The sequence below is a fragment of the Paludisphaera soli genome, assembly GCF_011064595.1.
GTDB lineage: Bacteria > Planctomycetota > Planctomycetia > Isosphaerales > Isosphaeraceae > Paludisphaera > Paludisphaera soli.
Genome location: NZ_JAALJI010000015.1, coordinates 103558 through 124029 on the forward strand (window position 1 = coordinate 103558; position 20472 = coordinate 124029).

The following is a 20472-nucleotide window of genomic DNA, read 5'->3' on the forward strand; positions in this document are numbered from 1 at the left end:
CTCGTGGCGAGACGGGCCGGCGGTGGGCGGGGGATCAGCCTGAACGTCGACGGCGACGTCGAGTTGATTCGGGCCCTCTCCTCCGTCGCCAAGGGGGTTCAAAAACGCGTCCTCCGGCGTGCGACGCGGGCGGGCATGGACGTGGTGACGCGGCTGGCTCGCCAGTTCGCGCCGGTCCTCACGGGCCGGCTGCGCGCGGCTATCAAGACGGTCGACGCGAACTCTCGCGGCCCGTGGCGGGTGCGGACCGAGACGCGGGTCGGGGCCGGCGACTTCAAGGGCGTCACGTTCTACGCGGCTATCGTCGAATTCGGCTCGAAGCGGTCGCGGCCCCGGCCTTACCTCACTCCGGCTTTCGAGTCGGGCAAGGGCGACGCGCTGAGGATCGCACGGGCCGAAATCCTCGACGGGGTCGAGGCCGAAATCTACGCGGCGGCGTTCCGGCGGACGGGCCTGGGGCGGATCGTGGCGCGGGCCGAGCGGGCGGCGGGCCGGGCGTCGAGGACGGCCTCGCGGGCGGCCAGGCGGGGCCGCAAGGCGGCCAGGGCGGCGGGCCGGTCGGCGAGGCGGACGCGGAAGCGGGCGACGAAGGCGGCCAAGCGGACGCGGCGGACGGTCAAGCGGGCCTCGAAGCGGCTGGGGCGGTCGGCCTCTCGGGTGCGGAAGCGGGCGACGCGCGCCACGAAGCGGCTCAAGCGGACCTCGACGAGGCGGACGCGGTCGGCGAGGCGTGCGGCCAAGCGGACGACGAAGCGGCTCGGTCGGACCTCGGCCAGGGCCGCGAAGCGGCTCAAGCGGACCTCGACGAAGGCGACGAAGCGGCTCCGCAAGTGGCTGCGGAAGGCCCTCCGGCCCTCGCGGCGGCGGCGTAGGCGAAAGGGGCCTTGATGGGAAGCCTCGGAAACATCAACGTCGGCATGCAGTTGGATGCGGTCGACTTCCATCGGGGGATGGGCGGGGCCCGCGCCGAGGTCCGCACGTTCGGGCACGACGTCGATCGGATGGGCTCGGCCCTCCGGGGCGTCTTCGCCGGCATCGCGGTCGGGACGGCGGTGCACGGGCTCGTCTCGATGGCGAAGGCGGCCGCGCACGTCGAGGAGGCGGTTCACGGGCTGGGGGTGACGTTCGGCGACCAGGCCGACGCGATGGAGGAGCACGTCCGGCGGATGTCGGGGGCGTTCAAGATCGGCCTCGGTACGCTGCTGGATCGCACGAATGCGATCGGGTCTTTCTTCCAGGGGGCGGGGCTCGACGACGAGAAGACGGCGCAGTTCACCAAGGCGATGCTCCAGGTCGCCAACGACTACTACGCGTTGAAGGACGTCCCGATCGACGTCTCGATGGAGAAATTCCAATCGGCCCTCGCCGGGGAGATCGTCCCTCTCCGGGCGTTCGGGATCCAGCTGTCGGAAGGCATGGTCAACGCGGAAGCCTACCGGCTCCGGCTCGCCAAGGCGGGCGGGGAGGTCTCGGAGTTCGCGAAGATGCAGGCGCGGGCGAGCCTCATCGTGACGAAGGGGGCCGAGGCCCTGGGCGTCGCCGCGCACGAGGCGGACGGGGCGGCGGCGAAGATGGCGGGGTTCTCCGGGGCCTGGGAGAACTTCACGACGCAGGTCGGCGAGACGTTCGCGCCGGCGGTCGGCGAGGCCCTGGGCACGGCCTCGGACCTCCTCACGGTGACGGCCGGCCTCTGGAAGGACAACGAGGCGGCGTCGACGTCGTGGCTCACGGGCCTTTCGGCCGAGCTGGGGCTCGCGACGACGGGGCTCGGGGCGATGACCGAGGCGGCGGGCCTGCTCGCCGACGCGGGGTGGATGATCAACCACGCGTTCACGGCGGCTCAATCGGGCATCCTCGGCGCGCTCGGCGAGGCGGCGGGCTTCCTGGGCGACCTCATGCCGGACCACAACGGCAAGCTCGTCGGCGGCGGCGGCCTCGACGAGGCGTTGGGCCCGTTCCTCCGGGCGTTCGGCGAGGAGGCCGGGTTCCGGGTGAAGGACATGGACGCGGAGTTCCTCAAGGCTTGAGGGGCGGGCCGGCCCTCCGATCGGCTGGCGAAGGAGCTGGAGCGGCTCCGCGAGAAGCTCGCCAAGGCTCGCGAGGAGCTGTCGAAACCGGTGGAGCTGCCGGTCTCCAAGCCGGAGCGGATGGTCTCCAATTTCGGGCCGATCGGGGCCGGGGCGTTCGCGGGCCGGTCGCAAGCCGGGTTCCCGGGCCTGCTCGGCGGGCCCGGCGGCCTGGCGGCGATCGCGGCGGCGGCGGGCGGCATCGCGGCCAGGCTGGGGACGGACCCGAAGTTCGCCAAGGTCCGGGAGTTCTCCCCTGCCATGCTCAAGGGCTCGGCCGAGGCGGTCGAGACGATCCTCCGCTCGAAATACGGCGGGGCGAAAGACCCGGTCGCGAAGAACACGAAGGACGCGGCCGACGTGTTGAAACGGATCGAACAGAAGTGGGACAAGCCCCCGGGCCGCGACGCCTGGGATTTCCGGGGCATGAAACTGATCGAGATCGTCTGATCCGAGGAGGGCGGCGTGGCGATAACCGAGATCATCGAGGCGAAGAACGGCATATCCGGCGGCTGGAACCTCCAGGCGGGCCGGCGGTTCACGGTCAAGCTCTTCGTCCACGCCGACGATCGCGACACGGGGCCGCAAGCCCTGATCGAGGCCCTCGGCCTGAACGTCGGCGACACCTACCGCTATCCGCTCACGCGGACTGCGACCGAGACGAACGCACGGCTTTTCCTCCAGGACATCTCGCTCGACGGCGTCGAGTACCTCGCGAGCGGGCTCCGCGGTACGGTCTCGGTGGCGTTCGGGCCCTACGATCCGTCGAAGAACGAGGGGCCGGTCGGCCCGGACGGCTACCGCGATCCGTTCGCGGCGCCGCCGCAGGTCCGGGGCTACGGCGAGGCCGAAGAGGAGGCGGTCTTGAAGGACGTCGTCACGGGCGCGCCTCTCCTCAACTCGGCCGGCGATCCGCTGCCGGGCGTGATGCGGCCGAGGTCGACGCACGTCGTCGAGGTTACGCGGGTCGAGCGGTTCCACCCCCTCTTTCGGATCACGGATTATAAAGACCACGTCAACGCCACGGCGTGGATGGGCTGGCCCTCCAAATCGGTCCTCTGCATGGACATCCAGCCTTCCCGACGCTGGGAGCCGGAAGTCTCGGGGTACGTCTGGGACGTGACGTACAAATTCGGGTTCCGCCAGGACATCCTCTCCGAGGAGGAGGGCGAGCCGGTCCTCTACACGGGCTGGAAGAAGCAAGTCCTCGACGCGGGCCTGCGTCAGAAGGTCGGCGGCGTGCGGCTGCCTATCCTCGACGGTCACTCGCCGGTCTCGGCACCGGTCTGCCTCAAGCCGGACGGGACCAAGGCCGGGCCGGACGACGATCCGCATTATCTGTACGTCGATGTTTATGAAACGGCCGAGTTCGCGGACTTCGGCTTTCCGGCCGACCTCTTCACGGCCGGCACGCCCGAACCTCCCCCCGATCCTCCCGAGGAGCCTTGACGATGGCTGGCGAAAACGACCCGGTCGCGTTCCGGCACAAGGACGGTCGCCGCATCGCTCGCGCGGTGCGGCGATCCGAGGGCCAGCCCCCGACCGGCGGCGATCGGCCGGTCGCGTCGGCCTGGGGCTGGAGTCCGGGCGTCCTCCGGGCCCGGGTGACGACGGCGATACCGGCCGGGACCATGTCGTCGCCGAGTTCGTCGGGGCGGGTGCGGCTCTGGCATCGGGTCGACGGGGCGTGGGCCGAGATCGCGGAAGACGTCGAGGTCTGGAACGACCACGCGTTTACGTCCTCGGTCGCGGTCAACAAGGCCGTCAAGGTGGGGTGGATCGGGCTGCAACTCTGGCTCGTGCAGGCGGATTGCTGACGTGCAGAAGATCAACTGTCCGGGGTGCTACTGCCCGACGCCGGGCCTGTGCGCGGCCTACACGGTGCGGTGTTGCTCGCCGACGAATATCAACCCGGGGGCGGGCGTGCCGGTCCGCATCCGGGCGTCGAGCGGCGGCGCGGTCGTCGCGTCGGGCGTCACCGATTCGGACGGCCGGGCGACGCTCTGCGTGCCGACGTCGGCGACGCGATGGGTCGAGGCCGACGTCCCGCATTTCGCGACGTTCGGGGCCTCGCTCCCGACCGGGACCGTCGCGCAGACGCTCAACGTCCCTGGGGCCTCCCTGCTCCCGGGCTGGTGCTGCAACGCGGCCTCCTTCCCCTGCACGCCGATGGGCGTCCGCCCGCGACTGTACATCACCGACGCGTTCGGGACATGGTCCCATCCGACCGTCTGCCAGCTCGACCAGATCCAGGCCGTCACCCCGGGGACGGCGAACACGGGCGCCCGGACGAGCCTCTTCGTGCCCTGCGAGGTCGGCACGAATCCGCTCCCCTACCTGTATTCGCTCGCGGCTATCCCCGGCCCTCTCTGGCGGCTTCGGCGGACCTGGGGCGAGGCGGCCTTGGTCGGCGGGGGCTGGCGCTACTCGGGGCAGAATTGCGGTTCCGACACGACGTGCATGGCGGACGCGACGTTCGGCCCGATCGACTGCGAAAACTTCTATTGGTCCGGCTCCCTCGTCCAGACGGCGGGGGCCCTCCCCGACCCTGTCGGCGGCACCGTGGTCGTGAGCGGATAGGCCGATGAACGAAACCCTTCGCGCCCTGCTGGCCTCCAAGCTCGACGATCCCGACCCGGTGGTCCGGGCCCATGCGGCGGCCCGGCTCTCGGCCCCGGCGGCGGCCCCGGGCGTCGAAGAATCCCGGCAGCTCGCGGCGTCCGTCCGGCTCATGAGGACGGCGGCCCGTTGCCCCTATCGCTCAACGTCGGCGTCGTGCGGCTGTTTCGCGTGCGGCGTCGCGGGCGGGGCGAGGCGGACGCCTCAAGAGTGCTGGAGCTGCGTCGAGACCTACGGCGTGGCCTGATCCATCGAGGAGCGACGATGCGAGTAGGCGTGAACGTCGGCGGCGGACTGACCAATTACGACGGTCGCCATTTCGCGGACCTGGTCCGCCAATCCGGGGTGCCCCTCGGCGAAGTGGGGTGGCCTCGGCGGCCGTCGCCGGCCGCCCTGGCCGCGTCGGCGACGACAAGTCCTATGACCGGCTCGAAGCCCCGGATCGCCGACTTCTAAGGATGCCAAATGGGAGATGCGCCGCGGAACGCCGGACGCACGAAGGCAGGCTCGGGGCGAAATGGGATCCGGGTGGAGAAGTCGTGTGGGAGATCCGTTCACGACGTATATGATGATAGAGACGGCGCAGGTCTCGATGGCGAGCCGCGCGACCTTGAGAGGGCGGAGCCCTCCTGTGCGACGAAGAGGACCATGAATGGCCGGCCACGATGCTCTTAACATCGGAAGACTTCCGAACCCGAGCCGCGACGGGGAGCCCGGCGAGGCCCCCATCGTCCTGGAGATTCTGCGCACCCTCGCCTCGCCCGCAGAGGTGGAGTTCCTGGCCGGACGCGCGTTCGGCGACGTCGATCTCGACTCCGTCCCTCGGGCCCGCGAGAGCATGGCCTTCCTGGCGGGGATGGCCGTCCGGGCGCGCAACACGGGGGCCCCTTTCGAGGCCACCTGGAGCCTCCTCAGCGAATGCAAAGGCCTCGACCAGATCACCGACCCCGCAGCCAAGGCCTTCTGGAACCGCGTGCGCCGCGCCATGAAGGACCTCTCCCGCCCGGATTGGAAGCCCTCCCCTCGCGAGGTCTGACTCCGTCGCAGCCCGCGACCTCGCTCCCCCCCGACGCCGTCTTTCGAGGCCCGGATCGACCTCCTATCCGGTCCGGGATAATCCGATCGGGCCTGGTCCTGTTGCACACGGCACGAAACGTGTCCTAGAGACTCTTTAGTGCGTCATGGCACCCTCGAAATCGGGCAATCATGACTGATTGCATGCATTCATTGGCCTTCAACGACGTTATTCATGCTTGCCCCCTATAAAATTTAGGTTTTAAGCAACCAGCCTCTTGAACAGCAGCCTACTTAGGGTAAGATCTAGGAGTGCATGGAACCTAGCTTGTCCCGGAATCCCGAAAGGGCCCGAGGATTTCTAGGCTCGCCACGACGCGAGATTTATGCACGGCCGATCGACGATGAACGCACGATCGGACGCCCCCCTCGCCGCATCGCCTACTCTCATCGATCCTCTACGACCGAAGACGAACCGGCCCCCTCCGGCCGTCCCCGGTCCGCGCCGCGACTCGGAACTAAGATACACATCTGTGGACGGAGCATTCGCATGAATCGCAACGAAGCGACCCGGTGCGACGTTTCGCACTCCCTGAGCACGTACCTCCACGACATCAACGAGGTCGCCCTGCTGACGGCCGACGACGAGCGTCGGCTCGCTGTGGCCATCGAACGCGGCGACGAGGAGGCCCGCGCCCGGATGATCTCGGCCAACCTGCGGCTGGTCGTGCGGATCGCCCGCGACTTCCAGGGCCGGGGCATGTCGCTCGACGACCTGATCGGCGAGGGGAACCTCGGGCTGATCCGGGCCGCCAAGGACTTCGACCCCGGGTTCGGCGTCCGGTTCAGCACCTACGCCGGCTACTGGATCAAGCAGTCCATCCGCCAGGCCCTCGTCGACACCACCCCCACGATCAGGATCCCGCACCACCTGGTGGGGACCCTGACCGAATGGCGGCGGGCGGAGGCCGAGCTCTCCCGCGAGTTGGGGCGGGCCCCCGAGTTCGACGAGGTCGCCGGCCGCCTCGGGCTGAGCGAGCTGCAGAAGTCGCTGGTCGCCAAGGCGAAGAAGGCCCAGGGCATCAAGGCGGAGGGGCACACGGACGACGACGGCGACTCCTGGTCGGCCGACGAGTCGGCCGCGCCCGATTTCGACCCGGCCGCCGATCTGGAGGGGCGGGACGAGCGGGACGACCTGCTCCGCCGGATGGCGGCGCTCGACGACCGCGAGCGCCTGGTGGTCTCCCACCACTACGGCCTGGACGGGGCCGAGACGCTGAATCTCAAGCAGATCGGCGAGCGGCTCGGCTTCACCCGCGAGTGGGTCCGCAAGATCGAGCGGCGCGCCCTGGCAAAGCTGCGGGCCGCCGGCCGCGAAGCCGCGATCGCCTGACAAGCCGGCGCGGCCCGGAGGGCCCGCCCCGAGCTACGTCATGGGCCGCATCCCGAGGATCGGCGCGGCCCATGGACGCGCGAACACGAAAATCAAAAACGGTATTTGACCGTTTGTACCGCCGAATCGGGGCCGATCTGGGCGATTTCGGTGAATTTTCGCGGGCTTGACTCGACCCCACCTTCGGCTACAATCTCAAACACGGAAAGAGTTTACCGTCTCTAATTCGGACTAGGCGGTGTGCCCCCGAGGGCTCCTCCGGAGCTAAAGGTTGCAGGTTCAAATCCTGCCGGGTGTACTCAGCGGGAGGGGATTCCCAACCCCCTGGATCGACGAATCCGCCGCCCTCGGGCGGCGGCCCCCGGGGTCGGCCGCTGCGATCTCGGCTCATCTGGGATGAACCCGACGCACGTCGAAGCCTCGGATCATCCCTCGACTTCGCAGACCTCGACGGTCTGCGAGATCAGCTCGCCTGAGCCCCAGAGGGTCGTCATGGCGACGTCGGCGGCGTCGCGGCCGACGGCGATCGGGATGAGGACGGGGCGCACGCCCTCGTAGGTGGCGTCGACGTTGTGCCAGGCCCGCCCCAGATAGACCTGGACGTGGCCGTGGAAGTCCGGCGGCTCCAGGCCGAGCGCATAGGCCGAGACGTAGCGCGCCGGCACCCCCAGCGCCCGGCAGAGGGCGATCGTCAGGTGGGCGAAGTCGCGGCAGACGCCGATCCGCTCGGTCGCGGTGTCGTAGGCCGAGGTCATGGCGTCGGTCGTCCCGTAGCGGTACTCGACGCGGCGCCTGACCCACTCGGCGATGGCCAGCACCCGCCCGCCGCCGGGGGCCAAGTCGCCGAACTCGCTGCGGGCCATGCGGTAGAGCAGGTCGGACTGGCAGTAGCGGGACGGCAGGGTGTAAACCATCGCCTCGGCGGGGATCTCCTGCGGCGGGTGCTCGGGGGCGTCGGGCGGGACCGGGGAGTTGGCGTCGGCGTCGATGGTCGCCGTGAATGTGAAGCCGAACGGCCCCCGGGGGGCCAGCAGCCGACGCTGGATGTTGCCGTGGAGGTCCGTTCGAAGCTCGCCGAGGGAGGTCTGCGTGGTGACCAGACGCTCTTCCCGGACGTTGTACCCCGGCCCGGCCAGGGGCGGCTCGACCATCAGGAGGACGAAGGTCTCTTCGGGCAAGTCGTAGGCGGCGGCGGCGCGGACGGAAAGCAGCATGGGCGGGGATCCCTCGATTTGTGTCGCGTCGTCTCCGCCATTATGCACCATGGCCGGGCCGAACGGCCCTGCCGTCGCGGATCGCGGGGATGGGGCCGAGGCGCGGACGGCGTCCCGGCGTAGAATCGCCCCGGTGGGTCGGAGGTCCGGCCCCGAGAGCGGACCGCGCAAGAGAGGCTCGGGGAGACGATGGGCGAGGCGTCGGATTCGGACGAGCTGCTGGAAACGACCGCCGGGGACTTCCCGCTGCTGGACTATCGCCTGAGAAGGGGCGGCCGCGAGTGGACGGTGCTGCACGTGGGGGCGGTGCTCACCGACGAGGACGAGACCCGGGCCATCGTCCGCAAGACGAACCGGCTCCCCTACGGGGTGTCGCTCTGGCCCTCCGGCATCGCCCTGGCCCACGAGATCGCCGTCCGCGAGGCCGAGTTTCGGGGGCGGAGCGTCCTGGAGTTGGGGGCCGGCGTCGGCCTGCCGGGGATCGTGGCCGCGACGCTCGGGACGCACTCGGTGCTGCAGACCGATCGCGACGAGGTGGCGCTGCACCTCTGCCGACGCAACGGCGAGCGGAACGGCCCGACGACGATCGAGCACCGCATCGCCGACTGGGCCGATTGGGCCGAATCGGGGCGCTACGACTGGATCCTGGGCGCCGACGTGCTCTACGGCGACTCGCTGCACCCGGATCTCCGGCGGATCTTCGAGGCCAACCTCGCCCCCGGCGGCCGGGTCCTGCTCTCCGATCCGTTCCGCCCCGGGGCGCTCGGCTTCCTGAACTCGCTGGAGGCCGACGGCTGGCGGGTCGAGTTCGCCCGCTGGGAGGTCGGCGAGGAGTCGACCCCCCGCCCCATCGGCGTCTTCGAACTCGCGCCGCCGGCCGACGGACGGGCCGAGCGACCGGGCGGCCGGGAGCGCTGAACGGGCCGCCGGGTCCGTCGCCGACGGGATCGAACCGACCTTGCCAGACGTTCCCGTCCGACCATACTATGCAGGGCGTCGCGAGATGGATCGAGCGATCTGCCCGGCCCGCGGTCCCGCGTCAAGCCAACCGAGGTCTCGGTCACTCATGGTCGACGAATCGTCGCGCCGTCTGCCCACGCACCGGCCCGGTCGGAAAATCCGCCTGGCCGATGGACGGCCCTGGTTCGTCCCGGCTCCGCCGACGTCGAACGAGCCGCACGACCTGAGGGCGGGCCCCGAGTACGACCAGCTGCTCGACGCCGCCTGCGAGGCGGATTCCGAGGCCGAACGCTTCCTGGCGGAACTGGCCCTCGTCCTGTTCCTCCTGGGCCGCAACTACGACCTCGGGCCCTCGGATTATCAGCAGTTGCTCAGCTTCCCCCCCGACTCGCCGGCCCTCCTCGAATGGCGGGCCGAACTGGGGGAACTCGTGCGCGAACACCTCCGAGCGCGCGGGGGGCCGTCGGGCCCTGCGCCCGCATCGACGGCCGAGCCCCTCTCCCAGGGGTGGCTCACCCGACTCCTCGCCCGGTTCTGGCTCTCGCCCACGGATCGGTGAAGCCCGGGATCGCGGCGGCGTCCCAGGCCCGCAGGGCTTATGCGGGTGTAGTTCCCGAGTCCAGAGATCCGAGGTTCCAGCCTCGGCGAAGCCTGGGCGCGGCCCCACGCGGACCGCGACCGTGGGGCGGCCGGCCCGGCCGCCCTCAGGGGAGTGGCCTTGAAACTGCCTCACTGATCGAACAACCCTCAGAAACCACGGAATCGGGAGCTATCCCTAGTCCACCAGGGTGAGCTGGTGCTTCAACCTGCGTGGGTCCACGACCGACTAGGGTCACTTGGCTCGCCAGTGGCCATAATCCCGCATTTCGTGGGACCGGGGCGCACGAGCAGGCCCCCGAGCCGCCGTGGCGATGGCGACGCTCGCGATGCCGCCGTCGGCGGGCCGCCCGCTCGCCGCCCCATCCGAAAGGCGTGGGCGACGCGTCCCAATGCCGTGCGGCCGCTTCGTACCAGGCGATGATCCGGGCCGCGTCGGCCGGGTGCTGGCCGTCCAACGCCCGCCGCTTGAGGATCCGCTGGAGGTCCTCGGCCATGTTCAGCCACGAGCCGCCGACCGGCGTGTACAGCGGCATGATCCCGTGCGCGAACAGCCAGCAGACGAGCTCCGGCGTCTTGTGGCCGGCCAGGTCGTCCAGCACCAGCAGCATCCGCAGCGGCGGCAATTCGGCGAGCAGGGTCGGCTTGATCGAGAGGCCCTCCTGCCACCGCTCCCAGGCCGGACGCCGCCCGGCGGCGGGCTCGGCCGGCGGGCCGGGCATCGCGGCCAGGATCGCGGCCAGCTCGCGCCTGAGCCAGGGGTGCAGCACCGCGTTGGGGCAGCACGTCACGCCGTTGACGCGGGCGTGGCCGTCGGCCGGGCGGAACAGCGTCAGGGCCTTGGCCGTGCCGTCGCGCAGGTACTCGTGGGGCTGGCGAGACGGCCGGCCCTCGGGCCGCCACGACTGCCCGGCGTAGGGGATCGTCTGGTAGGGGCCGGCCTGGTCGGCGCACCACACCGCCAGGCCCATCGCCTCGCCCGCGAGGTAGGCCGCCTCGATCAGCTTTTTTTGGGCTCGGCGTCCGGGTCGGCGACGACCACGGCGCCCGCCTTGCGCCGCCGCAGCGCGTTGCCGGCGGGGCACCAGGTCCGGGTACGCTGGCAGCCGGCCCCGGACTCGCGCAACACCAGCCGGATCGTATACGTGGAGACCTTCGGCAGCCCGTCGGGGGCGGCGCGGAGCGTCCGCTGCAAGGTCGAGAGCGACCAGGTCGCGGTGCCGTCGGCCTCGGGCGTCGGCGTGCGGGCCGCCTCGGCGGCGATCCGCGTCCGCTCCGGCGGGCCGTAGGTCGGCCGTCGGCCGCCGCCGTGGCGGGGCTTCAACGCCTCCAGCCCCTCGGCGTTGAAGCGGGCGACGAGGTGGGAGACGGCGTCGCCGGAGCGGCGGCCGACCGAGCGGGCGGCGTCCTGGTAGTCGTCGCCGCGGGCGACGGCCGGCAGGATCTTGGCCCGGATGACCTCCGCCGCCGGCGCGGAATGCGACCGGCCGAGCTGGACCAGTTCCTGCCGCTCCGGCTCGGTCAGCTCGCGAGCGGGTCCTGCTTGCGACGCGACATGGCGGCCTCCGTGGTGCGAGAGGCCGCCGATCCTACCATGGCCCGCAGTTATGGCTACGCCAAAGCCAATTGACCCACTAAGCGGGTGGACATGGTCTTCCTATAATTCGGCATGATCCGCACCATGCTCGACGACGACACCCGCGACCAACTCCGGGCGATACGACGGACCGACCTGCCGGCCAAGGCCCGCGACCGCATCGAGATGGTCATCCTCTCCGACGCCGGCTGGCCGGCGCCGAGGATCGCCCGGCACCTCGGCCGCCACCCGCAGACCGTCCGCGACCTGCTCCGCTCCTTCAACGCCCGCGGCGCGGCGGCCCTGCGGCCCTTCCCCAGCGGCCCGGACCCCGACGCCGAGCGGGCCGACCGGGTCGAGGCCGCCCTGCGCGAGCTGCTGGCCAAGCGGCGCACCTGGACCAGCCGGCAGCTGGCCGAGGCGCTGGCCGGCCGCGGCGTCGGCCTGGGGTCGAGGCAGGTCCGCCGCCACCTCAGGCGCATGGGCGCCCGCTACCGCCGCACCGGCTCGACGCTGCGGCACGAGCAGGACCCCGAGAAGGCCGAGCGGGCCGGCGGGGTGCTGGCCAACCTGAAGGCGAGGGCCGCCGCCGGGCGGCTGAAGCTCTACTACCTCGACGAGTGCGGCTTCGCCCCCACGCTGCCGACGGCCTGCAGCTGGGCCCTGCCCGGCGACGGGAAGCTGGTGGAGTACGAGGCGCCGCAGGGGCGGCGGGTCAACGCGATCGCCGCCTACCGGCCCTACGGCCCGGCCCCGCGGCTGGTCGCCTTCACCGCCGAGCGGACCTGGGACGCCCACGACCTGCTCGGCTTCCTGGGGGCCTTGCCGCCGGCCAAGGTGCCGCGGGTCGTGGTGCTCGACAACGCCGGCCTGCACACCGGCCGAGTCGTCCGGTCGGCGCGGGCGGGCCTGACCCGGCGCGTCATCCACCTGTACTACCTGCCGCCGTACAGCCCCGAGCTGAACGAGGTCGAGCCGGTATCCCGGCAGGTCAAGTACCAGGAGATGCCGCGGTGCAGCTACACCAGCCGACTCGGACCACGCGAGGCGGTCGAGGCGGCCTTTGACGGCTACGGTCGGAGCTTGCCTCGTAAAAGTCCGGGAAGACTACGTCCGGCCGCTTAGTAGGCCCTGGCGGCGAGGCAAGGCACCTCGCCGGTCGTCCTACCTGTCGACCGCGGCCGCCTCGAAGGCGTCGACCTCGAGCCGGAGGAAGACCCCGCGCATCGCCCCGAAGGAGGGTCGGCGTCGACTCCGAAGGTTGACATCGCCGCGATGATCAATTACACATCAGGTGTGTGAAGATGGTTCGACGAGGCCGAAAACATGCCGATTCGGCCCGCCGTCCCGTCGCAGGGATCCATGGTAGGCAAGGAGGCGGGATTTCCATGACGATCCTCGCCGCCGAGGCCGATTTCCATCCAGAGACCTTGTGGGATGAATCTCCCCCGGCCTCGCCCGACTCTCCCGAGGTTCGCTGGTGCTGCCTGCACACCAAGCCTCGCCAGGAGAAGGCCGTCGCCCGCGAACTGCGGCAGGCGGGGTTGAGCTTCTACTTGCCGCAGATCCTTCACGAGAGCCACACTCCCCAGGGCCGGGCGATCCGCTCGCTCATCCCGCTCTTCCCGGGTTACGTCTTCCTGAAAGGAGACCAGAACGACCGGGTGACGGCGAATCGCCGCAATCGCCTGGTCGGGGTGCTGGAGGTCTTCGACCAGGAGGCCCTGAGGCAGGACCTGCAACGCATCCACGCGATGCTGCGCTCGGGGCTCCCCCTGGCCGCCGAGCCCCACGTCCAGCCCGGCATGTGCGTGCGGATCAAGTCCGGGCCGCTCGCCGGCATCGAGGGGCTCGTCGTCCGGCGAGGGGGCGGCGACCACTTCGTCGCCATCGTCCGGTTCCTCTCGCGAGGCACCAGCGTCCAACTCCAGGACTGGCAGGTGGAGCCGATCTCGCAGAGAGGGACGTCGCGAGAGGCCTTCACTTGCTGAACTGGCCGATGATTCGTCGCCAGTAGCCCTGACGCTCTCGCTGCAGGCTCGCGATCCGTTCGGTCAGCAATCCGTGGGCGACCATGGGGTCCGCGAACCCCGCCGGCCCCTCGCCCTCCCCCGTCCGGGAGGATTCGCGAGGGGCGTCCGGCCTCGGCTCCGCCCCCTCCCGCCCCGGCGTCCCGCCCGACCGAGGAGGTGCCTTCGGGCTCCGCGATTCGGCCGAGGGCGGCGGCGCGCCGTTCCGCGGGAGGTCCGCCTCTCCGGCCGCGAGGCCCCGACTCTCCGACTCGTCAGCGGCCCGCCGGTCCGCCCGATCGTCCCCGGCGAGTTGCTCCTGGAGCGTGCTCAGCTCGCGGGTGAGCTGCTCGACCCGGTCCAGCTCGACCCGGACCGTGGCCAGGTGCTCCTTGTGCATCGCGACGAACATCTGGACCATCAGGATCATGTCGTTGTGGAACGACTCCATCAGCTGCATCTGCTGCTGCCAGATCGCCGGCGGCATCGGGCCGGCCTCCGAGGGGGGCGGCCAGGCGAGGGCCGAGACGCCGCCGAGGATCGACGGGGCCCCCACGGCGGGCCTGGAGGGCAGCAGCGGGCCCGGGGTCGCCTTCGGCCGTAAGGCCAGGTCGCGGCCTCCGGTCCGCCCCGAACGACCCCGCGAGCCCCCCCCGGGGGCGTCGACCGACGCCCCCGCCGCGAGCGGGACGTCGCGACGGCTCAGGCCGCCGCCCCCGTCCGGGCAGCGGACGATGAAGGAGAAACGGCCGATCCGGACCACGTCGCCGTCCTCGAGCCACGCCCACCGGACGGGCTCCCCGCCGACGATCACGCCCTCGCGGGAACCGAGGTCCACCGCCCAGGTGCCCAGCGGGGTCCGCAGCAGGACGGCGTGCAGCCTGGAGACGCTGTCGTCCGAGAGCGCCAGGTGGCAGCCCTCGGAACGGCCGATCAGGGTCGCGCGGGCCGGCAGCCGCCAGGGCTCGTCGCCCCCGGGCGTCTTGATCGGCCACTCCAGCGCGACCGTCGGCAGCCCCGAAGATTCGTCGGGGTCGGTGGGCGGCGCGGGAGATCCCCCGGACGAAGCCTCGATGGGAGCCTCGTCGACGACGACCCTGCGGATCTCCGCATCGCCGACCTCGAGCGGCTCGTCGGCCGCCAGCCACCCGCGATCGACGCGGCCGCGACCGCCCGGCCAGATCAACCCGGTCCGACTCCCCAGGTCGAGCACGAACAGGCGACCGTCCAGGACCTGGAAGTAGGCGTGCGACCGGCTGACCCGCGGATCGTCCAGGACGAGGTCGCAGCGCGGATCCCGCCCCGCCAGCACGAAAGGTCGGTCGAATTCATGGATCTCCGAACCGTCCCCCGAAGCCCGCCGACGGTCCCGACGCGCAAGGACGAGAGGCCCGTCGAGGCCGCATGCCCGGCGAAACAAGTCGAGCGGAGACTCATTCATGACGTCCGTCGATTCCGAAGCGGCGCGGCGGCGGCGTCCCCGGTTCGGCCTCGCTGGCCTCTCGGACCGGATCAGTCCGTCTCCATTCGATCGTCCGGGTCGCCCGTTTTCAAGAACCCACGAACGTTGCCGCCCTGACGGCACCGCGGCCTCCGCATCGCGAGGCCGTCCTTCGAATGTCTTCATGTGGCCCGGCGTCGACGCGTATTGCCGACACGAGGCCAGTTCCGCACACGTCGATGATGCAGAAAATCACCGTATGGAGCTTTTTTATTCTGGCCTATTCCAAGCGCATTGGCATCCACCCCGGCGGTCGGAAGCCGTCGACGTCCTAGCGCCATAACCGCGTCCCGCAGGTGCAGGAGGCCGCGAATCGGCCATAGAACCGCGTTTGCCAGTCCGCAATCAATTCGACGCGCCATCGTGATGATATAAGCCGATTTCGAGGATCCGCCTACTTATCCTTGGTTCCTTTTGAATCATTGTAAACCGGTTCTTGACAGCGCCGACCAGGCCTCGCAAGAATGACCAAAAGACTCGATCGAGGGGATCAGTCTTGGCTGAATGCACCCCTCGTCTCAGAGAGGTCGTGCTGAGAAATTCGTCGATTTCGCTCGCAGGGTTGTCCATTGCAACCCAAGGGGACGAAGTCCAACCTTTTTCGGCCCTCGCCGATCGCGGGCCCCCTCTCAACGACCGATCAGCCGGAGCCGCGCATCGGTGCCTCGACGCTTCAGGGCGAGCCTCATGAACCGCGATTCCGGATCCTGATCCCCCGACCTATTCGTGGAACGACGAAGATGCAACCAAAGAGATCACCCCTGGCGACGGCGCCATGGCTTCTTCTCCTGCTCTGCGTCTTCTGGGCGCTCTGGCCGTCGTTGACGACCATGGCCGACCGGTGGGCCCGGGATCCGCGCTACGCCCACGGCTACCTGGTCCCGCTCTTTTCGCTCGGCCTCCTCTGGAGCCGGCGCTCGGAGTTCGCGGACGACTCGCTCCGACCGAGCGCGTGGGGGATGGTCCCGATCGCCCTCGGGGCGGGTCTTCAGCTCGTGGGTGGCTTCCTGCTCGTCAACTCGGTCGAGGGAGGCGCGCTGATCCTCTACCTGACGGGGGTGGTGCTGCTCCTGGCGGGGGGGAAGGCGTTGCGACGGGCCTGGCCGGCGATCGCCTTCCTCGCGTTCATGATCCCCCTGCCCTGGACGATCGAGAACGCGATGGGCGGGCCGCTCCAGGCCGTCGCCACCCGCTCCAGCACCTTCGCGCTGCAGACGCTCGGGTTCCCGGCCTTCGCCGAGGGGAACGTGATCCAGCTCGAACGCGGCCGGATCGGGGTCGTCGAGGCGTGCAGCGGCCTGAGCATGCTGATCACGTTCGTCGCGCTCTCGACGGCCGCCGCGATGGTCGTCCGCCGGCCGATGCTCGACAGGGTCATCCTGGTGGCCAGTTCCATCCCGGTCGCCCTGGCGGCGAACATCGCGCGGATCACGCTCACCGGCGTGCTCCACGAGACTGTGGGAGAGGAGGCGGCCGGCCACTTCTACCACGACCTGGCGGGCTGGCTCATGATCCCCTTCGCGCTGGCCCTTTACTGGCTGGAACTCAAGCTGCTCGCCCGAATCCTGATCGAGGTCGACGAGGCTCCGCTTCTGGTGGGGCTCATGCCGGCGTCCCCGGCCCCGGCCCCGGCCGAGGCCTAAGCCTACGCCACGCGTCCGGCGATCGAGTCGGGCGCCCTGGTTCGGATCAGCCGCATCCCTTTCGCCCGGTGCATCGCCATGCAGTTAGAAAACTCATCGGTCCACCAGAACCCCGTCCCCGTGCCGACGTCGCTCCTGGCGAACGGGGCGGCGAGGCCGGAGCTGGTCGTCGCCGCGCGAGGCTCGCTGCTGGCGACGAAGACGACGTCGGCCCCGGGCCCGGCCGAGCTGCTGCGAGCCCTGCGGCGGCGACTGACCCTGGCGCTGGGGCTCGCCGTCCTCGCGGCCTCCATCGCCGGGCCGGCCGCCTGGTTCCTGGTCCCCCGGGCGAAGTTCCGGGCCCAGGCCGTCTTGCAGGTCGTGGCGCAATCCCCCCAGATCCTCTTCAAGGTGATCGAGTCGCAGGGCAACGGCGGCGAGGAGTACAAGCGATATCAGAAGACCCAGGTCAACCTCGTGAAGAGCCGCCTCGTCCTCAACGCGGCGCTGCAGCAGGAGGGGGTGGCCCGATACAAGATGATCCGCCTGGAGGCCGATCCCATCAAGTTCCTCCAGGAAAAGCTGGAGGTCGGCTTCGTGGGCGAGTCCGAGCTGATGGAGATCGCGCTCAGCGGCGAGGACCCCCAGGAGCTGGCCGGCCTCGTCAACGCGGTCAAGCGGGCCTACCTCGACGAGGTGGTCGATTTCGAGCTCAAGGGCCGCACTTCGCGCTATGAACAGCTGACGAAGCTGAGCAAGGAATACACCGAGCTGTCGAAGGGGAGGCGGGAGGCGCTCCGCAAGCTCGCCGAAACCGTCGGGTCCGACGACCGCGGGACCCTGGCGATGAAGCAGCAATACGCCCTCGACAACATGGCTTCGATCCGCAAGGAACTGCTGGACGTCCAGTCCAAGAGACGCAGGCTGGAGGCCCAGCGGAAGGCGAACCGGCCCGAGGCCCTCGGCCTGGAGCCCGACGTCGCCGAGGTCTCGAGCCGCGACCTGGACCGCCTGATCGACGAGGACCCCGAGGTGGCCGCCCTGACGAACCAGGTCGCGGAGCTCCAGCAGAGGCTCTCCGTCCAGACCGTGCACACGCGGCAGATCGCCCGCAAGCCGGCCGGGGAGCCCCTGATCAAGGCCCTGCGGGCCCAGGTGGACGCGGCCCGGAGGGAGCTGGCGAGGCTGCGGGCCGCGGTCCGCCCCGAGGCGTTGCGGAGGCTGCAGACGCCGGGGGCGGGGGACGCCCCCGCCTCGTCGGAGGGCGAGGTCGACCGGGAACTGGCGGCGCTCACGCTCCTCGAGGAGCAGTTGGAGGGGGAGATCGGGAGGCTGTCCGAGGGGAATCAGACGCTCACCGTCCAGACCCTCGACCTCCAGGACAAGCAGGACGAACTCTCCAAGCTCCAGGAGGCCTCCGGCCGGATCGGTTCGGAGGTGGAGGCCCTCAAGGTCGAGCTCAAGGCGCCGTCGCGGATCCGCAAGCTGGAAGACGCCGAGGTGCCCCGCACGCGGGACGAGACGAAGCGGTTCATGATGATCGGCCTGATCACGCTGGGTTCGTTCTTCGGGTCGATCCTCGGGATCGCCTTCCTGGAGATGCGGACGCTCAAGGTCGACAGCATGGACGACGTCAGCGGCGGCCTGGGCCTGCGGATCGTCGGCTCGCTCCCCGTGCTGCCGTCGAGGGTGCGGAGCGGGCGGGCCCTGGCGAGGAATCCGAAGGACCGCCTCTGGCAAAACCTGCTCCTCGAGTCGATCGACGCGATCCGGACCATGCTCGTGCACGCGGCCCGGTCCGCCTCGCACCGCGTGGTCATGATCACCAGCGCCGAGGCCGGCGAGGGCAAGACGTCGCTGGCGAGCCACCTGGCGACCAGCCTGGCTCGCTGCGGCCACGCGACCCTGCTGATCGACGCCGACCTCCGCAACCCGTCGATCCACAAGCTCTTCGACCTCCCCCCGGGGCCCGGGCTCGGCGAGGTGCTCCGGGGCGAGGCCGCCGCCGAGGACGTGATCGCGGCCACCGCGATCGAGGACCTCAAGGTGATGACGGCCGGCGGCTGCGACGAGCGGCTGCTCAGGATCCTGGCGCGCGGCGACCTCGGCGAGGTCTTCGCCGCCCTGAAGGGGCGGTTCGACTTCGTGATCGTCGACTCGTCGCCGATCCTGCCCGTCGCCGACGCCTTGATCGTCGCCCAGCAGGCCGACGCGGTCCTCCTCTCGATCTTCCAGGAGCGGAGCCGGAAGGCCAAGGTCCTCTCGGCCCTCCAGCGCCTCGACGCGCTGGGCGTCGAGGTCCTCGGGGCGGTCGTGATGGGGGGCGCGGAGAGCCTGTACGGGAACGACTACTACCGGGACGCGTGGGCCACGGCCGAGCCCTCTTCGACGAATTCCTGAACATCGCCGGGACACTTCGACCATGCAAGACGCCTTCCGCATCGCCGCGGCCGCCGCCCTGATCGTCGCCGCGGGCGTCGTCCACGGTGCCTGGACCAACCGCTGGGGCAACTCCGCCGCGCTGGCAGAGACGGCCGCCAAGGTGGACCTCGTCCCCCTGACCGTGGGCGACTGGAGGGCGACCTCCTCCGTCATGGACGAGAGGATCCGGGCCATGGCCGGCGCGGTGGGATACCTCTCGCGCGTCTACCGCGACCACCAGGGCCGGGCCGTCTCCGTCATGCTGATCTGCGGGCTGCCCGGCGACGTCGCCACCCACACGCCCGACGCCTGCTATCCCGGGGCCGGATACGCCCTCGGGCCCCAGGAGGTCGTCGGCGTCCGGGACGGGCTCGGCCGCTCGTCCTCGTTCCGGACCGCGACCGCGACCCGAGGCGGCGCCACGCCCTCTTCGCTGCGGATCTTCTGGGCGTGGAACGACGCCCGGGGATGGTCCGCCCCCGGCGACGCGCGATGGTCGTTCGCCTCGGCCCCGGCGTTGTTCAAGCTCTACGTGATCCGAGAAACCGTCGAGGCGGGGGGCGATGCAACGGGGGACCCGTGCGTCGAATTCCTCCGCGATTTCCTGCCGACGCTGGACTCCGCCCTGTTCGCGCCGGGCGGGGCCGTCGCGGCCGCCGCGCATTGACCTCCATCCGTGGAAGCACGCCTCGGGAAACGACACCAATGCATCCAATCGACGTCGATCGATCCATTGAGGACATCATGAAACTCCAAATCCACCCCGTCGGCCGGCCCAGCTACCAGCACCTCAAGCTGGCGAGCGACGTGAGCTTGGCCGGCCTGCTGCTGCTGGCGACCGCCCCCCTGATCATCCTCTGCCTGATCGCCGTCCGGCTGACCTCGCGAGGGCCGGCGATCTACACCCAGCGGCGGGTGGGGCTCCGGGGACGGCCGATCACGATCTACAAGATCCGGACCATGTACCAGGACTGCGAGCGGGAGACCGGCGCGGTCTGGTCGACGCCGGGCGACCCGCGGGTCACCCTCGTCGGGCGGTTCCTCCGCTGGAGCCACTTCGACGAACTGCCCCAGTTGGTCAACATCCTGCTCGGGCAGATGAGCCTGGTCGGCCCCCGGCCCGAACGCCCGGAGATCATCTCCCGGATCGAGAAGGCCCTGCCCGACTACCTGAGGCGGCTGGAAGTCCGCCCCGGCCTCACCGGCCTGGCCCAGGTCCTCCAGCCTCCGGACACCGACCTCGGCAGCGTCCGGAGCAAGCTGGAGCTCGAACTCCGGTATCTCGAGCAGGCGGGCCCCTGGATGGACGTCCGGATCCTCCTGGCCACGCCCTTGCACATCATCAGGTGCCCCAAAGACTGGATCGCCCGGATCTTCGGGTTCTCAGGCCGGGGGGCCCCGGCCCTCGAAGCGGCCGTCACGCCCGACTCCGCGGTCGGGGCCGAGGGCCCGCTCGTCCGGCCTCATTACGCGGGCTGAC

The 20472-nt window shown here is 70.4% G+C and carries 21 protein-coding genes and 1 pseudogene; 17 read left to right on the top strand and 5 right to left on the bottom strand.

What is annotated here, in order from left to right:
• Positions 1-3 precede the first annotated feature (3 nt).
• From G6O68_RS33305 to G6O68_RS18950, 9 genes are all read left to right on the top strand, one after another.
• Positions 4-888 (top strand): HK97-gp10 family putative phage morphogenesis protein, encoded by an 885-nt coding sequence (locus tag G6O68_RS33305; protein ID WP_165250200.1) that lies wholly within the window; start codon positions 4-6, stop codon positions 886-888.
• Positions 888-2027, top strand: a complete 1140-nt coding sequence (locus G6O68_RS18915; RefSeq protein ID WP_165250201.1) for a hypothetical protein — start codon at positions 888-890, stop codon at positions 2025-2027. Before G6O68_RS33305 ends, G6O68_RS18915 begins: the two co-directional genes overlap by 1 nt.
• A gap of 90 nt (positions 2028-2117) precedes the next feature.
• A complete protein-coding gene (locus G6O68_RS18920) occupies positions 2118-2516 on the top strand; it encodes a hypothetical protein (protein WP_165250202.1) in 399 nt (132 codons plus the stop codon).
• A gap of 15 nt (positions 2517-2531) precedes the next feature.
• Entirely contained in the window at positions 2532-3515 is a 984-nt protein-coding gene (locus G6O68_RS18925) for a hypothetical protein (protein WP_165250203.1), read from the top strand.
• Positions 3516-3517: 2 nt separating this feature from the next.
• Positions 3518-3883 carry a hypothetical protein gene (locus tag G6O68_RS18930; protein WP_165250204.1) on the top strand — a complete coding sequence of 122 codons (366 nt, stop codon included), beginning with the start codon at positions 3518-3520 and terminating at the stop codon, positions 3881-3883.
• Between the two features lies 1 nt (position 3884).
• Positions 3885-4646 (top strand): Ig-like domain-containing protein, encoded by a 762-nt coding sequence (locus G6O68_RS18935; RefSeq protein WP_165250205.1) that lies wholly within the window; start codon positions 3885-3887, stop codon positions 4644-4646.
• A gap of 4 nt (positions 4647-4650) precedes the next feature.
• Entirely contained in the window at positions 4651-4932 is a 282-nt protein-coding gene (locus G6O68_RS18940) for a hypothetical protein (protein WP_165250206.1), read from the top strand.
• Between the two features lie 405 nt (positions 4933-5337).
• Entirely contained in the window at positions 5338-5721 is a 384-nt protein-coding gene (locus G6O68_RS18945; RefSeq protein WP_165250207.1) for a hypothetical protein, read from the top strand.
• A 528-nt stretch (positions 5722-6249) separates the two neighbouring features.
• On the top strand, positions 6250-7092 hold the full coding sequence (locus tag G6O68_RS18950) for a sigma-70 family RNA polymerase sigma factor (RefSeq protein WP_165250208.1): 843 nt from the start codon (positions 6250-6252) through the stop codon (positions 7090-7092).
• Between the two features lie 425 nt (positions 7093-7517).
• Here the strand turns inward: G6O68_RS18950 and G6O68_RS18955 are convergent, their stop codons facing one another.
• Positions 7518-8306, bottom strand: coding sequence for a transglutaminase-like domain-containing protein (locus tag G6O68_RS18955; RefSeq protein ID WP_165250209.1), 789 nt, complete (start codon positions 8304-8306; stop codon positions 7518-7520).
• A gap of 189 nt (positions 8307-8495) precedes the next feature.
• Between G6O68_RS18955 and G6O68_RS18960 the strand changes: the two genes are divergently transcribed.
• Positions 8496-9224 carry a class I SAM-dependent methyltransferase gene (locus tag G6O68_RS18960; protein WP_165250210.1) on the top strand — a complete coding sequence of 243 codons (729 nt, stop codon included), beginning with the start codon at positions 8496-8498 and terminating at the stop codon, positions 9222-9224.
• A gap of 148 nt (positions 9225-9372) precedes the next feature.
• Positions 9373-9825 (top strand): oxysterol-binding protein, encoded by a 453-nt coding sequence (locus G6O68_RS18965; protein WP_165250211.1) that lies wholly within the window; start codon positions 9373-9375, stop codon positions 9823-9825.
• Positions 9826-9970: 145 nt separating this feature from the next.
• On the opposite strand, the gene G6O68_RS18970 is transcribed toward G6O68_RS18965, so the two are convergent.
• The 3 genes and pseudogenes from G6O68_RS18970 to G6O68_RS33615 all read right to left on the bottom strand — a co-directional run.
• Complete coding sequence (locus tag G6O68_RS18970) at positions 9971-10834, bottom strand: transposase (RefSeq protein ID WP_206108138.1); 864 nt, start codon at positions 10832-10834, stop codon at positions 9971-9973.
• A 29-nt stretch (positions 10835-10863) separates the two neighbouring features.
• On the bottom strand, positions 10864-11187 hold the full coding sequence (locus tag G6O68_RS33610) for a hypothetical protein (RefSeq protein ID WP_240911391.1): 324 nt from the start codon (positions 11185-11187) through the stop codon (positions 10864-10866).
• Between the two features lie 30 nt (positions 11188-11217).
• A pseudogene (locus G6O68_RS33615) lies at positions 11218-11490 on the bottom strand (hypothetical protein); the annotation flags it as partial.
• A 54-nt stretch (positions 11491-11544) separates the two neighbouring features.
• Here G6O68_RS33615 and G6O68_RS18980 point away from each other — a divergent pair.
• Both G6O68_RS18980 and nusG read left to right on the top strand, forming a co-directional pair.
• Positions 11545-12564, top strand: coding sequence for an IS630 family transposase (locus G6O68_RS18980; RefSeq protein ID WP_206108139.1), 1020 nt, complete (start codon positions 11545-11547; stop codon positions 12562-12564).
• A 263-nt stretch (positions 12565-12827) separates the two neighbouring features.
• Positions 12828-13430: a transcription termination/antitermination protein NusG gene (nusG, locus tag G6O68_RS18990; protein ID WP_165250213.1), complete on the top strand. Its 603-nt coding sequence runs from the start codon at positions 12828-12830 to the stop codon at positions 13428-13430.
• Here the strand turns inward: nusG and G6O68_RS18995 are convergent.
• Positions 13420-14760, bottom strand: a complete 1341-nt coding sequence (locus G6O68_RS18995) for an FHA domain-containing protein (protein ID WP_165250214.1) — start codon at positions 14758-14760, stop codon at positions 13420-13422. The genes nusG and G6O68_RS18995 overlap by 11 nt on opposite strands.
• Before the next feature lie 929 nt (positions 14761-15689).
• Between G6O68_RS18995 and G6O68_RS19000 the strand changes: the two genes are divergently transcribed.
• The 4 genes from G6O68_RS19000 to G6O68_RS19015 all read left to right on the top strand — a co-directional run bounded on the left by G6O68_RS19000 (position 15690) and on the right by G6O68_RS19015 (position 20471).
• Entirely contained in the window at positions 15690-16592 is a 903-nt protein-coding gene (locus tag G6O68_RS19000; RefSeq protein ID WP_165250215.1) for an exosortase/archaeosortase family protein, read from the top strand.
• Between the two features lie 78 nt (positions 16593-16670).
• On the top strand, positions 16671-18971 hold the full coding sequence (locus G6O68_RS19005) for a polysaccharide biosynthesis tyrosine autokinase (protein WP_165250216.1): 2301 nt from the start codon (positions 16671-16673) through the stop codon (positions 18969-18971).
• Positions 18972-18993: 22 nt separating this feature from the next.
• Complete coding sequence (locus tag G6O68_RS19010) at positions 18994-19659, top strand: exosortase-associated EpsI family protein (protein ID WP_165250217.1); 666 nt, start codon at positions 18994-18996, stop codon at positions 19657-19659.
• 77 nt (positions 19660-19736) lie between these two features.
• The gene (locus tag G6O68_RS19015; protein WP_165250218.1) at positions 19737-20471 is read left to right on the top strand and encodes a sugar transferase; all 735 of its coding nucleotides are present in this window, start codon (positions 19737-19739) and stop codon (positions 20469-20471) included.
• Position 20472: the final 1 nt, after the last annotated feature.